Source organism: Caulobacter sp. GW821-FHT10A06, from assembly GCF_059415805.1.
The window spans coordinates 158,113-171,960 of the sequence record NZ_JBWKNY010000001.1 but is presented as its reverse complement, the minus strand read 5'-3'; the positions used below and the strand labels follow the sequence as shown (position 1 = coordinate 171,960).

At 69.1% G+C, this 13,848-nt stretch carries 12 protein-coding genes; 9 read left to right on the top strand and 3 right to left on the bottom strand.

What is annotated here, in order from left to right; genetic code table 11:
* Nucleotides 1-8 precede the first annotated feature (8 nt).
* Together AC07NF_RS00710 and AC07NF_RS00705 are read left to right on the top strand one after the other, a co-directional pair.
* Nucleotides 9-920 (top strand): RsmD family RNA methyltransferase, encoded by a 912-nt coding sequence (locus tag AC07NF_RS00710; RefSeq protein WP_494632486.1) that lies wholly within the window; start codon nt 9-11, stop codon nt 918-920.
* A 5-nt stretch (nt 921-925) separates the two neighbouring features.
* Nucleotides 926-1,717, top strand: coding sequence for a TrmH family RNA methyltransferase (locus tag AC07NF_RS00705; protein ID WP_494632488.1), 792 nt, complete (start codon nt 926-928; stop codon nt 1,715-1,717).
* Nucleotides 1,718-1,999: 282 nt separating this feature from the next.
* Here AC07NF_RS00705 and hrpB read toward each other — a convergent pair whose 3' ends face one another.
* Nucleotides 2,000-4,441, bottom strand: coding sequence for an ATP-dependent helicase HrpB (hrpB, locus tag AC07NF_RS00700; protein ID WP_494632489.1), 2,442 nt, complete (start codon nt 4,439-4,441; stop codon nt 2,000-2,002).
* Nucleotides 4,442-4,620: 179 nt separating this feature from the next.
* Between hrpB and AC07NF_RS00695 the strand changes: the two genes are divergently transcribed.
* The 5 genes from AC07NF_RS00695 (at nt 4,621) to AC07NF_RS00675 (ending at nt 10,254) form a co-directional block, all read left to right on the top strand.
* Nucleotides 4,621-6,204 carry an amino acid permease gene (locus AC07NF_RS00695; protein WP_492811604.1) on the top strand — a complete coding sequence of 528 codons (1,584 nt, stop codon included), beginning with the start codon at nt 4,621-4,623 and terminating at the stop codon, nt 6,202-6,204.
* A gap of 81 nt (nt 6,205-6,285) precedes the next feature.
* Complete coding sequence (locus AC07NF_RS00690; protein ID WP_494632491.1) at nt 6,286-6,996, top strand: MBL fold metallo-hydrolase; 711 nt, start codon at nt 6,286-6,288, stop codon at nt 6,994-6,996.
* A 182-nt stretch (nt 6,997-7,178) separates the two neighbouring features.
* Nucleotides 7,179-7,958, top strand: coding sequence for a response regulator (locus AC07NF_RS00685; RefSeq protein ID WP_454716819.1), 780 nt, complete (start codon nt 7,179-7,181; stop codon nt 7,956-7,958).
* A complete protein-coding gene (locus AC07NF_RS00680) occupies nt 7,955-9,349 on the top strand; it encodes an ATP-binding protein (protein WP_492811606.1) in 1,395 nt (464 codons plus the stop codon). Before AC07NF_RS00685 ends, AC07NF_RS00680 begins: the two co-directional genes overlap by 4 nt.
* A 140-nt stretch (nt 9,350-9,489) precedes the next feature.
* Complete coding sequence (locus tag AC07NF_RS00675; RefSeq protein WP_494632495.1) at nt 9,490-10,254, top strand: EF-hand domain-containing protein; 765 nt, start codon at nt 9,490-9,492, stop codon at nt 10,252-10,254.
* On the opposite strand, the gene AC07NF_RS00670 is transcribed toward AC07NF_RS00675, so the two are convergent.
* Nucleotides 10,251-10,919 (bottom strand): DUF1345 domain-containing protein, encoded by a 669-nt coding sequence (locus AC07NF_RS00670; RefSeq protein WP_492811608.1) that lies wholly within the window; start codon nt 10,917-10,919, stop codon nt 10,251-10,253. The two genes, AC07NF_RS00675 and AC07NF_RS00670, sit on opposite strands and share 4 nt — an antisense overlap.
* A gap of 118 nt (nt 10,920-11,037) precedes the next feature.
* Here AC07NF_RS00670 and AC07NF_RS00665 point away from each other — a divergent pair, with 118 nt between their 5' ends.
* Nucleotides 11,038-11,175, top strand: a complete 138-nt coding sequence (locus AC07NF_RS00665; protein WP_291873387.1) for a hypothetical protein — start codon at nt 11,038-11,040, stop codon at nt 11,173-11,175.
* Nucleotides 11,159-11,419, top strand: coding sequence for a con-10 family general stress protein (locus AC07NF_RS00660; RefSeq protein ID WP_492811609.1), 261 nt, complete (start codon nt 11,159-11,161; stop codon nt 11,417-11,419). The genes AC07NF_RS00665 and AC07NF_RS00660 overlap by 17 nt, the downstream gene beginning before the upstream one ends.
* 92 nt (nt 11,420-11,511) lie before the next feature.
* Here AC07NF_RS00660 and egtB read toward each other — a convergent pair whose 3' ends face one another.
* Nucleotides 11,512-13,674 carry an ergothioneine biosynthesis protein EgtB gene (gene egtB, locus AC07NF_RS00655; protein ID WP_494632498.1) on the bottom strand — a complete coding sequence of 721 codons (2,163 nt, stop codon included), beginning with the start codon at nt 13,672-13,674 and terminating at the stop codon, nt 11,512-11,514.
* Nucleotides 13,675-13,848 lie beyond the last annotated feature (174 nt).

The window sequence follows — 13,848 nt, the reverse complement described above, 5'->3', positions numbered from 1 at the left end:
GGCGGGCGATGGCTCCGAAGATCGCTCCCGCCCCCATCGTCATGCGCACCACCGGCTGGGCGGACTACGCCCTGCTGGACAGCGGAAACGGCAAGAAGCTCGAGCGCTACGGCCGCTACACGGTCGTTCGCCCCGAGCCGCAGTGCTTCTGGGTCCCGCGCCTGGACCAGAAGGTCTGGGACAATGCCGACGCCGTCTTCGATCCCAGCGACGAGGACGAGGCCGGCCGCTGGCGCTTCAAGGGCAAGCCGATCGAGAAGTTCGATCTGGCCTGGGGCGGCGCCAAGTTCCACGGCCAGTTCACGCCGTTCCGCCACCTGGCCTTCTTCCCCGAGCAGGCCGCCAACTGGGCCTGGCAGGACGAGCGCGTCCGGGCGCTGTGCAGCGTCTCAGGCCCTCAGCCGAAGATCTTGAATCTGTTCGGCTATACCGGCGTTGCCTCGCTGGTCTGCGCCGCCGCCGGCGCGGCCGTCACCCACGTCGATGCCTCCAAGAAGTCCGTCGGGTTCGCGCGCGAGAACGCCGCCTTCGCCGGCCTGGCCGACAAGCCGATCCGCTGGATCGTCGAGGACGCCCGCAAGTTCGTGGCCCGCGAGGTCCGGCGCGGCAACACCTATGACGGCATCATCCTGGACCCGCCCAAGTTCGGCCGCGGCGCCGACGGCGAGGTCTGGCGCCTGTTCGAGGACCTGGCCGCCCTGACTAAGGACTGCGCCGCCCTGCTCTCAACGGACGCCTCGTTCCTGCTGATGAACGCCTATGCCGCCCGCGTCTCGGGCGCGGCGATGTCGGGCCTGCTGGCGCAGGAACTGGAAGGCCGAGGCGGCGTCATCGACTGGGGCGAGCTGTCGCTGGTCGAGGAAAAGGGCGACCGCCAGATCGGCCTGTCGTTCTTCGCCCGCTGGTCTTCGGAGGGCTGAGGGACATGAACGCCAAAACCGTCACCTCCCTAACCAACAACACCGTCAAGGCCGTCCGCGCCCTGCACATGCGCAAGGAGCGCGAGGAGAGCGGCCTGTTCCTGGCCGAGGGCCTGAAGATCGTCATCGAGGCGATCGACTGCGGCCACGCGCCCAAGATCGTCATGTACGGCCCCGACGCGGCCGACCACCCAATGCTGAAGAAGGCCGTCGCCTCGTGCCTGAAGGCCGGCGGCGAGGTCATCGAGGTCAATCGTGAGATCCTGGAAAAGGTCTCGCGCCGCGATAACCCGCAGGCCGTGGTCGCCGTCTTCCAACAGGTCTACACGCCGCTGTCGGCCATCGTGCCCGAGAGCGCGCCGTGCTGGGTGGCCATGCAGGCCGTCCGCGATCCGGGCAACCTGGGCACCGTCATCCGCACCGCCGACGCGGCCGGCTGTGGCGGGGTGATCCTGGTCGGCGACTGCGTCGACCCCTACTCGGTCGAGGGTGTGCGGGCGACCATGGGCTCGATCTTCGCGGTGAAGATCGCCAAGGCCACGATCGCCGAGTTCCTGGCCTGGCGCGAGACCTGGCCCGGCAGCGTGGTCGGCACCCTGCTGACCGCCACCGTCGACCACAAGTCCGCCGACTACGTGAAGCCGTCGCTGATCCTGATGGGCAACGAGCAGCAGGGCCTGCCGCCCGAACTGGCCGCCGCCTGCGACGTCAACGTCAAGATCCCGATGCGCGGCCGCGCCGACAGCCTGAACCTGTCGGTGGCCACGGGGATCATGATCTACACGGTCACGGGGTAGCGCTAAACGGCGGGAACGGGTGGGAAGCGCCAGCTATTGCTAGCGCCTTCTTGCGCCGTGGTACGCGGAAAAGGCGGCCCACAGGGTGGTCGCCCCTATGACGAACATCGTACCGAGCCCTTGAGCGAACGGCGCGATAGCGAAAGCGATTCCCGCAATCGCGAGCGCAACGGCGAAATACACCCACATCGGGAACATCGGCGGTCCTCCCAAGTTCGCGCCAACGACGCTACGCCTCAAGGTTGCCGGGAGCAATGTCTACAACGGGTCGAAAGCGGCCCCTCAGGTCCCGCGCGGCTTGGCCCGCGTCGTCGGCGCTGTGTTGGCCGGGTCATCCGGCCAGACGTGGCGGGGATAACGACCCTTCATTTCGACCTTCACCTCGCGCCAGGAGCCCTTCCAGAAGCCGGGCAGGTCGCGGGTGATCTGGATCGGCTTGTGGCCGGGCGACAGCAGCGACAGTACCAGGGGCACCTTGCCGCCGGCGATGCTGGGGTGTTCGGTCAGGCCGAACAGCTCCTGCACGCGGATGTCGATGCGCGGGCCTGCGTCGGCGGCGTAGTCGATGGCCACCGTGGTGCCGGTCGGCGCCGTGAAGCGGGCCGGCAGCATGGCGTCGACCTTTTGCTGCAAGTCCCAGGCGACCAGCGCGCGGATCGCGCCGTCCAGGCTGCTTTCATCGACGCTGGCCAGCGACGAGCGGCCGTGCAGCAGCGGCTCGAGCCATTCGTCCAGGCGGTCGATCAGGGCGGCGTCCGACAGGTCGGGCCAGGCCGTCTCGTCCAACGCCCGCAGGAAGGCGACCCGGCTACGGAAGCCCTCGACGCCCTTCCCCAGGCGCAGGGTCGAGAGGCCGTCGGCGCGGACCTGATCCATCAGCGCGCCGGCGATCATGGCCGGGTCGGGGTTCTCGATCAGCCGCTCTTCCAGCACCAGCCGGCCCAGGCGCAGCAGGCGCTTGGCGCGGACCTTGCCGCCGGCGGTCTCCAGGCGGTCCTCGGCGACCAGGCGGTCGGCGAACGTCTCGCGCAGGTCGGCCTCGTCGACGGCGGCGGCCAGCAGGATGCGGTCACGACTGTCGCCGCCGCCCAGCTCGCCCACCGCCAGCCAAGCCTCGCGGGCCAGGGGATCGGTCGGTTCCAGATAGACGCCGCGCCCGCCGGCCAGCTGGAACTCGCCCGGCTTGCCGCGCGCCTTGGCCACCCGCTCCGGATAGGCCTCGGCCAGCATCAGGCCGGTCTCCAGCGCCTTGGCGCCGGAGGAACGGCCCGCCGCGCGGCTCCAGCGTTCGATCAGGGCCATGGCGTCGCGGCTTCTTGGCGAGCGGTCGCGATGCAGGTTCTCCAGCCGCCGGCGCAGATCGACATCCTTGCCGCCCAAGCCTTGCTCGGTCAGTGCGGCGGCGATCTCGGCGGCCTCGCGGGCCTGCCCGGATGCGGCTGCGCGAACGACCATGTGGGCCAAGCGCGGCGGCAGCGGCATCTCGGCCAGGGCCTTGCCGTGGGCGGTCAGGTCGCCCTGCCCGTCCAGCGCCTGGATGCGGGTCAGCAAGGTCCGCGCCTCGGCGAAAGCGGCGGCCGGCGGCGGGTCCAGGAAGGTCAGGCCCGACGGATCGCGCGAGCCCCAGCGGGCCAGGTCCAAGGCCAAGCGCGAGAGATCGGCCTCCAGGATCTCGGGTCGCGCGAAGGCCGGCAGCGACCGGGTCTCGGGCTCGTCCCACAGGCGGTAGCAGACGCCAGGCTCGGTGCGGCCGGCGCGGCCTCGGCGCTGGTCGGCGGCGGCGCGGCTGACGCGGACGGTTTCCAGGCGAGTGATGCCCGAGGCCGGATCGTAACGCGGCACGCGGGCCTGGCCGGCGTCGATGACGACCCGGACGCCCTCGATGGTCAGGCTGGTCTCGGCGATCGAGGTGGCCAGCACCACCTTGCGCCGACCGACGGGCGACGGGCTGATGGCGCGGTCCTGGGCGGCGGGCTCCAGCGCGCCATACAGGGGCGCGATATCGACGTCCGGCCGGCGCAGGCGCTCGTTCAGCCAGCTCTCGGCGCGGCGGATCTCGCCCTGGCCCGGCAGGAAGACCAGGATCGAGCCGCCCTCCTCCGCCAAGGCCCGTTCGACGGCGCGGCCGACGCGCTCTTCCAGGCGCTGGCGTTCGTCGCGCCCCAAATAGCGGGTGTCGACCGGGAACATCTGCCCCTGGCTCTCGACCACCGGCGCGTCGTTCAGCAGAGCCGAGATCCGGGCGCCGTCCAAGGTGGCCGACATGACCAGCAGGCGCAGGTCGTCGCGCAGCACGCTCTGCACGTCGCGCGCGAAGGCCAGGCCCAAGTCAGCGTCCAGGCTGCGCTCGTGGAACTCGTCGAACAGGACGGCGGCGACACCGTCCAGGCCCGGGTCGTCGAGAATCATCCGTGTGAAGACGCCTTCAGTGACCACCTCAATCCGCGTTTTCGCCGAGACCTTCGACTGCAGGCGCACACGGAAGCCGACCGTTTCGCCGACGGATTCGCCGAGATTGGCGGCCATGCGCGAGGCGGCGGCGCGGGCGGCGAGGCGCCGGGGCTCCAGGACGATGATCTTGCCGCCCTGAACCCACGGCTCTTCCAACAACGCCAAGGGAACGGCCGTGGTCTTGCCCGCACCGGGCGGCGCGACGAGAACAGCGGTCTTCCGCTGGGCAAGGGCGCCTTTCAGCGCCGGAAGGGCCTCGAAAATGGGCAACATCGCGCCCGCTTTAGCCGCAGCCGCCCCCGCCGCCAAGCAGCGCTGGACTAGCCAGGGGCGCGGAGAACATTTACGCGCATCCGCTGCTCGACCTTGACCCCATGCTCATAAACGGGTCACGGTCCGCAAAATTTTCTAAAGGCGACCCCCGGGGGGAGTCTTGCCTATCAGGAGGAACTATGTGGCGCGTTAAATCGCTTGATGCGATCCTAGCGACGGCTGAGAAAAAATCCCTTCACCGCTCGCTTGGTCCCATCCAGCTGACGCTGCTGGGTGTCGGCGCGATCATCGGTACGGGTATCTTCGTTCTGACCGCCGCCGCCGCCCAGAAGGCCGGCCCGGGCATGATGTGGTCGTTCGTGATCGCCGGCGCCGTCTGCGCCTTCGCCGCGCTCTGCTACTCCGAACTGGCCTCGATGGTCCCGGTCTCGGGCTCGGCCTACACCTATTCCTACGCCGTCATGGGCGAGCTGCTGGCCTGGATGGTCGGCTGGGCGCTGATCCTGGAATATGCGGTCGCCGCCAGCGCTGTGTCGGTCGGCTGGTCCGGCTACTTCCTGGGATTGATCGAGAACGCGCTCGGATTCCACTGGCCTGACGCCCTGCGACACGGTCCCGCCTGGTCCATGAACGGCTTCGTGCCGGTGGCCGACTTCAGCGCCGGCATCGTCAACGTCCCGGCCATCATCGTGGCCCTGGCCGTGACCGCCCTGCTGGTCATCGGCACCACCGAAAGCGCCCGCGTCAACGCCGTCCTGGTGGCCATCAAGGTCACCGCCCTGACCGTGTTCGTCGTCATGGCCCTGCCGGTGCTGAAGACCGGCAACTTCTCGCCCTTCACCCCGAACGGCTGGTTCGGCCCGACCGGCACCACCGGCATGGGCGTGGTCGGCGCGGCCGCCTCGATCTTCTTTGCTTACGTCGGCTTCGACGCCGTCTCGACGGCCGCCGAAGAGACCAAGGACCCGCAGCGCAACGTTCCGATCGGCCTGATCGGCTCGCTGGCCCTCTGCACCATCTTCTATCTGCTGGTCGCCGCTGGCGCGATCGGCGCTGTCGGCGCTCAGCCGGTGCATGGCCTGGACGGCTCGATCGTCCAGCCCGGCTCGGCCGCCTTCACCGCCGCCTGCAACCTGGCCGCCAACAAGGAACAGCTGGTCTGCTCGAACGAGGCCCTGGCCCACGTCCTGCGCCAGATCAACTTCCCGGTCCTGGGCAACCTGCTGGGCCTGGCCGCCAACCTGGCCCTGCCCTCGGTCATCCTGATGATGATCTACGGCCAGACCCGGATCTTCTTCGTCATGGCCCGCGACGGCCTGCTGCCGCAGAGCTTCGCCACCATCCACCCGAAGTGGAAGACGCCTTACATCGTCACCATCTTCACGGGCGTCTGCGTCGCCATCGCCGCCGCCTTCTTCCCGGTGGGTCAGCTGGCCGACATCTCGAACTCGGGCACGCTGTTCGCCTTCTTCATGGTGTCGATCGCCGTGATGGTGCTGCGCGTGAAGGATCCGAACCGTCCGCGTCCGTTCAAGACGCCGCTGGTGTGGGTCATCGCCCCGATCGCCATGCTCGGCTGCGCGGTGCTGTACTTCAACCTGCCCTTCGAGGCGATGGCCGTGCTGCCCGTCTGGGGCGCGATCGGCCTGGTGATCTACTTCGCCTACGGCTTCCGCAAAAGCCACGTCGGCAAGGGCCTGCGCGGCGAAGTCCACGAACTGGACGACGACGCTCCGCCTACCGGCCTGCCCGGCGCGGAATGATCTTGATCTGCGGCCACTAGGCTTTAGGTCAAAGAGGGTGGGCGCTTCGGCTCCCGCCCTTTTCTTTTGGAGTCAGGTCCCATGACCATGCCCATCGGCGCCGTGATCGCCCCGGTCACCCCGCTGCAGCAGAACTGCACGATCGTCTGGTGCGCCAAGACCATGAAGGCCGCCGTGATCGATCCGGGCGGCGAGGTCGACCGCCTGCTCAAGGCCATCGCCGACAAGGGCCTGACCCTGGAGAAGATCTGGATCACCCACGGTCACATGGACCACGCCGGCGGCGCGGCCGAGCTGAAGGTCCGCACCGGCGTTCCCATCGAGGGCCCGCACGAGGACGACCAGTTCTGGATCGACCAGATCCAGCAGTCCGGCGAGATGTACGGCATGCCCGAGGCCCGGATCTTCGTCACCGACCGCTGGCTGAAGGACGGCGACACCGTCACCCTGGGCGAGACGGAATTCGAGGTCTTCCACTGTCCCGGCCACACGCCCGGCCACGTGGTGTTCTTCCACCGCGAGACCAAGTTCGCCCAGGTCGGCGACGTGCTGTTCCAGGGCTCGATCGGCCGCACCGACTTTCCGCGCGGCAATCACCAGGACCTGATCGACTCGATCACCCAGAAGCTGTGGCCGCTGGGCGAGGATGTCCGCTTCGTGCCGGGCCACGGGCCGATGTCGACCTTCGGGGCCGAGCGGCGCAACAATCCGTTCGTCGGGGATCGGGTGGTCGCGGCGATGCAAGCTCAGGGGAGCGCCTACCAGGCTCCAAAGAACCACTCGCCTGGCTAGGGGGCGATCATCGAGGCCCGACCCGCTCAAGGGGGGCTAAAACGGGCCGAGCCTCAACGCCGTCGGCCCGCTTAGGGTGGGGGAAAGCGGCCCGCCGGTGCGACATCAGATCGCACGACCGGGTTGCGTCGCTGTTTCAGGCGTGAAATCTGAGCGTGACGGGGGCGTGACAGGAACGACGCATGGAAAATGTCCAGAACACCGTCCCAGGGACCACGGGCCAAGGCGACATCGACGCTCCGCGCGGCGCGGCCCCCCGCATCCTGATCGTTGATGACGATCCGGGCATCCGCGACGTCGTCTCCGACTTCCTCACCCGTCACGGCTACGCGGTCGAGACGGCGCAGGACGCCCGCACCATGGAGCAGGTTCTGGCGCGCGGCCCGATCGACCTGATCGTGCTGGACGTCATGCTGCCCGGCGAGGACGGCCTGGCCATCTGCCGCCGCCTGTCGGCCGGCGCCGACGGTCCGGCCATCATCATGCTGTCGGCCATGGGCGAAGAGACCGACCGCATCGTCGGCCTGGAGCTCGGCGCCGACGACTACCTGCCCAAGCCCTGCAATCCCCGTGAACTGCTGGCCCGCGTTCGCGCCGTGCTGCGCCGCCGCCAGGAGCCGCGTGCGGTGGACGACGCCATGGGCGCGGCCTGCGAGTTCGCCGGCTGGCGCCTGGACCTGGTCCGCCGCGAACTGCGCTCGCCGCAGTCGGTGGTGGTCAACCTCTCCAGCGGCGAGTTCTCGCTGCTGCGCGCCTTCGTCGAACGTCCGCAGCGGGTCCTGACCCGCGACCAACTGCTGGACCTGGCCCGTGGCCGCGACAGCGACGCCTATGACCGCGCCATAGACGTCCAGATCAGCCGTCTGCGCCGCAAGCTGGACGACGGCGGCGGCAGCGAGCTGATCCGCACGATCCGCAGCGAAGGCTACATGTTCACCGCAAAGGTCGTCCGCACCCCATGACCCTGCTCCGGCGCGGCGCGCCGCTGTTCGTCCAGGCCCTGGGTCTCGTCATCATCACCCTGGTGGCGGCCCAGCTGATCTCGATCGCGGTTATCTTCAACCTGCCCCCGCCCCCGCCGGAGTTCTACCGGTCCAGCGAGATCGCGCGCGCCCTCAAGTCGGGCCAGTCGGTCCCCACGCGCGACGGCCGCGCCCTGGTGGTCAAGCATCACGGCTCGGTCCGCGCCATCGGCCCGGACAACCCTCGCCGCGCCGAGTTCAAGGCCGAGATGAGCCGCCTGCTGGACGTCCCGGTCAATCGCATCGAAATCCAGATCGACAACGGCCCGCGCTTCTTCGTGCGTCGCCAGCCCGTCACCCCGCCCAAGTCCGACCCCACGCCGCCCCCGAACCGGGCGCGCGAGCCTTTCGCCCGCGAGCCCGGCGGTCGCCCGCAGGGCAAGGACGAGCAGCTGATGTTCGGCGACTTCAAGCTGGGCGTTCGCCAGAGCGACGGCCACTGGCTGATCGTCGAGCCCAAGCCGACCTTCTTCCGCTTCGACAGCTGGCAGCAGCGCGTGCTGTTGATCCTGTTGCTGTCGGTGGCCGCCGTGACGCCGCTGGCGTGGCTGTTCGCCCGCCGCCTGGCCCAGCCGATCACCGCCTTCGCCGACGCCGCCGAGCGTCTGGGCAAGGACCCGCGCACGCCGCCGCTGAACATGTCCGGCTCCAGCGAGGTGCTGGCCGCCGCCACCGCCTTCAACATGATGCAGGAGCGCCTGCGCCGTTACGTCGAGGACCGCACGGCCATGGTCGGGGCCATCGCCCACGACCTGCGCACGCCCCTGACCCGCCTGAAGTTCCGCATCGAGTCCACGCCCGACGACGTCCGCCCCAAGCTGGCGGCCGACATCGACCAGATGGAGGCGATGATCGCCGCCACCCTGGGCTTCGTGCGCGACACCAGCCGCCCGGCCGAGCGCACCAAGCTGGAGCTGTCCTCGCTGCTGGAAAGCGTGATGGACGAGGCCGCCGAGACCGGCGGCGACACCACGGTCGACCGCTCCGAGAAGGTAGTGATCGAGGGCGACCCCGTCGCTCTCAAGCGTCTCGTCACCAATCTGGTCGACAACGCCCTGAAGTACGGCGGCGTGGCCCGTGGCCGGGTCTATGCCGAGGGGCACATGGCGATCATCGAGATCGAGGACGACGGCCCAGGCATCCCCGCCAACGAGCAGGAACGGGTGTTCGAGCCCTTCTATCGCGGCGAGCCCTCGCGCAATCGGGAAACGGGCGGCATCGGCCTGGGCCTGGCGGTCGTCCGCTCGCTGGCCCGCGCCCACGGCGGCGACGTGACCCTGCACAACCGCACGGGCGGCGGCCTGCGCGCCTGCGTCTTCCTGCCGGCCTGATAGGCTTCAGCAAGGTTCGGCGGCGCTTTGCGGCGGAACCGGGGCGGATGTTGCCGCCGCGCAAGGCTCATGGCCAAGCCTGACATCGCCGGGACATCCAGATGGGCTTCAAAGCCCGACTGACTGGAGATCCTTGGCGCATGACCCTTCGCTCGCTCGGCCTGACTGCCATCCTCGCCGTTTCGCTGGCCGCGTGCGCTTCGGCGCCGCCGGAGCGGCCACACGGACGGGGCGGGCCGCCAGGAGAGGACGCTGGTCCGATGCGTGGCCCGCAGCTGTTCATCAGCCCGGCCGGCGAGCCCTTCCGCGCCCCGCCCGGCGCCCCCTACCCCGTCAAGGCCTGGTTCGACGGCGCGGACGCCAATCATGACGGCGCACTGAGCCGCGACGAGTTCGTGGCCGACGCCCTGCGGTTCTTCGCCGTGGTCGATACCGACAAGAACGGCGTCATCGACGGCTTCGAGGTCTCGACCTACGAAACCCGCATCGCGCCCGAGATCGTCGGCCTGCCCGCGCCCGGCGCGATGCGGCGCGGACCGATGGGCCAGGGTCCGGGCGAGGATGGCGGCGGCGATGACGCCCCGCGCCGGCGTCCGCAGGGGACCAATGTCCTGCAGGGCGCGGCCCTGTTCGGCTTGATCGCCGAGCCCGAGCCGGTCATGGCTTCGGACGGCAACTTCGATCGCCGCATCACCAGGGACGAGGCGGCCAAGGCCGCCAAGACCCGCTTCGCCCTGCTCGACACCGACAAGGACGGCGTCCTGAAGCTGGAGGAACTGCCCAAGACCCCGGCCCAGACGGGCCTGCGCCCCGGCGCCAAGGGCAACAAGGGCAAGGGTGCGGGTCGTGGCGGCGGTCGCGGGGGCCGTGGAGGCCACGGCGGTGGGATGGGCCGCCGCGGCTAGCCGCCGATCAGGCTGGCGATGATGTTGATGCCCAGGGCCAGGATGGCGGTGTTGTAGAAATAGGCCGCCGCGGCGTGGGCGGTGACCAACTTGCGCAGCTTCGAGGTCAGGATGCTGTTGTCCGAGACCTGGAACGTCGCCCCCACGCTGAAGCCCAGATAGGCGAAGTCCATGTAGCTGGTCGGCGGCTCGCCCGGGAAGCCGATGCCGCCCTTCCCTTTCCCGTCGCCGAAGTGGCGATGGGCGTAGTGCAGGACAAAGGCCGACTGCAGCACCAGCCACGACAGCACCAGCGTCATGCCGGCGCAGACGCCGATGAAGGCCTTGGTCGCGTCGGCGGCGTTCTTGACGGCGATCATGGCGTCGACCACCGCCCCCAGGCTGGCGACGATGGCGGCCAGGACGATCAGCAGCAGGATCGGCACGCCCTCGTCTTCCTGAGCAGCGCGCGAGCGAACCTCGGCCTCGTCGGCCTTGAGAAACAGCAACCACGTCGTGAACAGATAGACCAGGGCGGCGGCGTCCCAGCCCAGCAACAGGTGCGATCCCTTCGGCGCGCCAAAATATTTCGCCGCGCTCCAACTGATTATTCCGGCGACGAAACCGGCGGCCAAACGCCAGTGGGACGCGGCGCGATCGACCATCTGCTTGGACTTGCGGGCCATTCTCCGACGACTCCTTAACCGCCGGCTCGTCCCGGTGCGGCGTAATTAGTGTGATCTGGGCGTGAACCGAAAGCGTCTTCGCTGGTTACTTCACCGGAACGCTCAGGAAACGACACCAGTGACCGACCCAGACGCCCCGCCTCCGCCCGAGCCCAAACCGCCCGAGTACGAGCCTGGCGTCATCCCCGTCGAGGAGCCCCCCACCTCGCCGCCGGTCGATCCAGGGGACGACCGTCCCTATGGCGCCGCGACCTAAACGTCCGCCCAGTACAGACCCGACTAGGAGCCCCCACATGGACATCGATAGCGAACGTCCCCGCGGTCGTCGCGGTTTCGCCGCCATGGACCCGGAACGCCGCCGCGAAATCGCCAGGAAGGGCGGAGCTAGCGTGCCCAGCGAAAAGCGCAGCTTCGCCAAGGATCGAGACCTGGCGGCGAACGCCGGACGCAAGGGCGGTTCGTCCTCGCGCGGCGGTCGTCCCGGCGAACGCGCTCTCTAAGAGAGCGGCGGAAACGAACTTAACGCGCCGGTCCCGATCTTCGGAACCGGCGCGTTTTCGCGCGTGTATGGCAGGCATAGCGCCTGACCGCCTCAGGCGGTCAGGGCGTAGACCGCGAAGGTCGGATCCTCGCTGACCCAGCGTTGGGCCACGGTCCAACCGGCGCGCCGGGCGATCGCCTCGAAGGCCTCGGCCGGGTACTTGTACGAGTTCTCGGTGTGGATGGTCTCGCCGGCGGCGAACCGGAAGCCATAGTCGCCGACCATGACGATCTGGTCGCGCGTGCTCTCCAGATGCATCTCGATGCGGCTCTCTTCCGCGTTCCACACCGCCTTGTGCGCGAAGGCCTCGGGATCGAAGGTCCCGCCCAGTTCACGGTTGATGTGGACCAGGACGTTGCGGTTGAACGCCGCCGTCACGCCCTGCGCGTCGTCATAGGCCGGGATCAGCACGGCCGGATCCTTGGCGACGTCGGCCCCGACGATGAACAGCGAACCCTCACCCAGCAGCACCCGCGCCTGACGCAGCAGCGCCTCGGCCTCGTCCGGCGCGAAGTTGCCGATCGTCGAGCCGGGAAAGAAGCCGACCGGCGTGTGACCCTTGGCGCCTTGCGGCAAGGTCATGGCCTTGGTGAAATCGTCGACCAGCGGGGCCACGGTCAGGTTCGGGTAAGCTTGGCGCAAACTGGCGGCGGCTTCGTCCAAGGCGGTCGGGCTGATGTCGATCGGGGCGTAGACGGCGATCTGCGGCGCGGCGTCCAGCACGATGCGGGTCTTGGTGCTGGCCCCGCTGCCGAACTCGACCAGGGCCGCGCCGTCCGGGATGCGGGCGGCGATCTGCGGCGCGATCTGGCGTAGCAGCGCCGTCTCGGTGCGGGTCAGGTAGTATTCCGGCAACTCGCAGATCGCCTCGAACAGGCGCGAGCCCTCGGCGTCGTAGAAGTACTTGGCCGGCAGGGTCTTCGGCGACGCCGACAAGCCCGCGATCGCCTCGTCTAGGAACGCATCCCCCGGCTTGACCTCGCTCAAGCGGTCGTCGTCGGCCAGGCGCAGGCCGGCCAACATCCAGCGGCTGCCGGGGTGGAAGAAGTTGCGATAGGTCGCCCGCGTGTGGCCAGGCGGCGTGGCCTCGCAGCCGCCACGCAGGGTCATCTGGCTGACCATGAACTTGCCGTTGTACTCGCCCAGCGCGCCGGGACCGGGCTTGAAGCCGGGATAGGGGCTGTAGGCGCTGGCGGTCCACTGCCAGGCGCCGCCGTAGAGCTGGCGCAGGGCAGTCATACCGCTGGCGGTGGCGGCGGCCTCCCACTCGGCCTCGGTCGGCAGGCGACGGCCGCTCCAGGCGGCGTAGGCGGCGGCTTCGTAGTAGCTGACGTGGACGACCGGCGCGTTCGGATCCACCGGATGGCGGCCGCGCAGGGTCATGGTGGTCCAGGCGCCGGTCTCGTCGCGGCGCCAGTAGCCGGGAGCCTCCCAGCTCTCTTCGTTGACCTTGGCCCAGCCCTCGGACAGCCACAGGTCGGCGCGGCCGTAGCCGCCGGCCTCGATGAAGGCCAGCCACTCGCCATTGGTCACCAGGCGGTCCGACAGGCGGAACGGGGCGACATAGGTCTTGTGGCGCGGACGCTCGTTGTCGAAAGCGAAGCCCGCCTCGCAGGCGCCGATCTCGACCAGGCCGCCGGCGAAGCGATGGAAGCGCTGCGGGCCGGGGTCTTGCCGCACAGGCGCGGCGCCAGGCTGGTAGGCCGGGCTCAGCGGCGACTGGGCGAAGAGATGCAGGATGTCCATCAGGATCAGTTCCTGGTGCTGCTCCTCATGGTTCAGGCCCAGTTCGACGCGTTCGCGGATCTCGGGCGTCAGCGGCCCTTCCAGCAGGCGCACCATGGCCGCGTCGACATGGGCGCGATAGGCCCCGACCGTCTGAGCCGATGGCCGGGTCAGCAGGCCCCGCTGCGGACGCGGCTGACGCGGGCCGACGGCCTCGTAGTACGAATTGAACAGATAGCCGAACGCCGGGTCATAGACCGCGTAGCCCGGCAGGAACGGCGTCAGCAGGAAGGTCTCGAAGAACCAGGTCGTATGGCCCCGATGCCACTTGGTCGGGCTGGCGTCCGGCATCGACTGAGCCGACTGGTCCTCGGGCGACAGGGGCGCGGCCAGGGTCTCGGTGCGCCGGCGCACCATCTGGTAGCGATCGACGAGCGCTTCAACGGAACATTCCGCGATGGTCATCGCGGGCATATCGTCCGGGGTCATGAGCACTCCTGCGGGAAGAGCGGGCCAAGCTTCAGCCCAGGCGACGACAACGTTCCCGGAACTTCGGTGTTCCGCCCGTCCATGACAAGGACGCTACCCGCGCGCTGCTGCCAGGATGTGACAGGAGCCGACACGCAAGGCTTGAACGGAAAAACTCAAATCGAGCGCAGAAAC

Bases quoted from the DNA above. Each gene is read 5' to 3' on its own strand.
- AC07NF_RS00710 (WP_494632486.1), top strand. From the start codon at position 9: ATGGCTCCGAAGATCGCTCCCGCCCCCATCGTCATGCGCACCACCGGC.
- AC07NF_RS00705 (WP_494632488.1), top strand. From the start codon at position 926: ATGAACGCCAAAACCGTCACCTCCCTAACCAACAACACCGTCAAGGCC.
- hrpB (WP_494632489.1), bottom strand. From the start codon at position 4,441: ATGTTGCCCATTTTCGAGGCCCTTCCGGCGCTGAAAGGCGCCCTTGCC.
- AC07NF_RS00695 (WP_492811604.1), top strand. From the start codon at position 4,621: ATGTGGCGCGTTAAATCGCTTGATGCGATCCTAGCGACGGCTGAGAAA.
- AC07NF_RS00690 (WP_494632491.1), top strand. From the start codon at position 6,286: ATGACCATGCCCATCGGCGCCGTGATCGCCCCGGTCACCCCGCTGCAG.
- AC07NF_RS00685 (WP_454716819.1), top strand. From the start codon at position 7,179: ATGGAAAATGTCCAGAACACCGTCCCAGGGACCACGGGCCAAGGCGAC.
- AC07NF_RS00680 (WP_492811606.1), top strand. From the start codon at position 7,955: ATGACCCTGCTCCGGCGCGGCGCGCCGCTGTTCGTCCAGGCCCTGGGT.
- AC07NF_RS00675 (WP_494632495.1), top strand. From the start codon at position 9,490: ATGACCCTTCGCTCGCTCGGCCTGACTGCCATCCTCGCCGTTTCGCTG.
- AC07NF_RS00670 (WP_492811608.1), bottom strand. From the start codon at position 10,919: ATGGCCCGCAAGTCCAAGCAGATGGTCGATCGCGCCGCGTCCCACTGG.
- AC07NF_RS00660 (WP_492811609.1), top strand. From the start codon at position 11,159: ATGGCGCCGCGACCTAAACGTCCGCCCAGTACAGACCCGACTAGGAGC.
- egtB (WP_494632498.1), bottom strand. From the start codon at position 13,674: ATGACCCCGGACGATATGCCCGCGATGACCATCGCGGAATGTTCCGTT.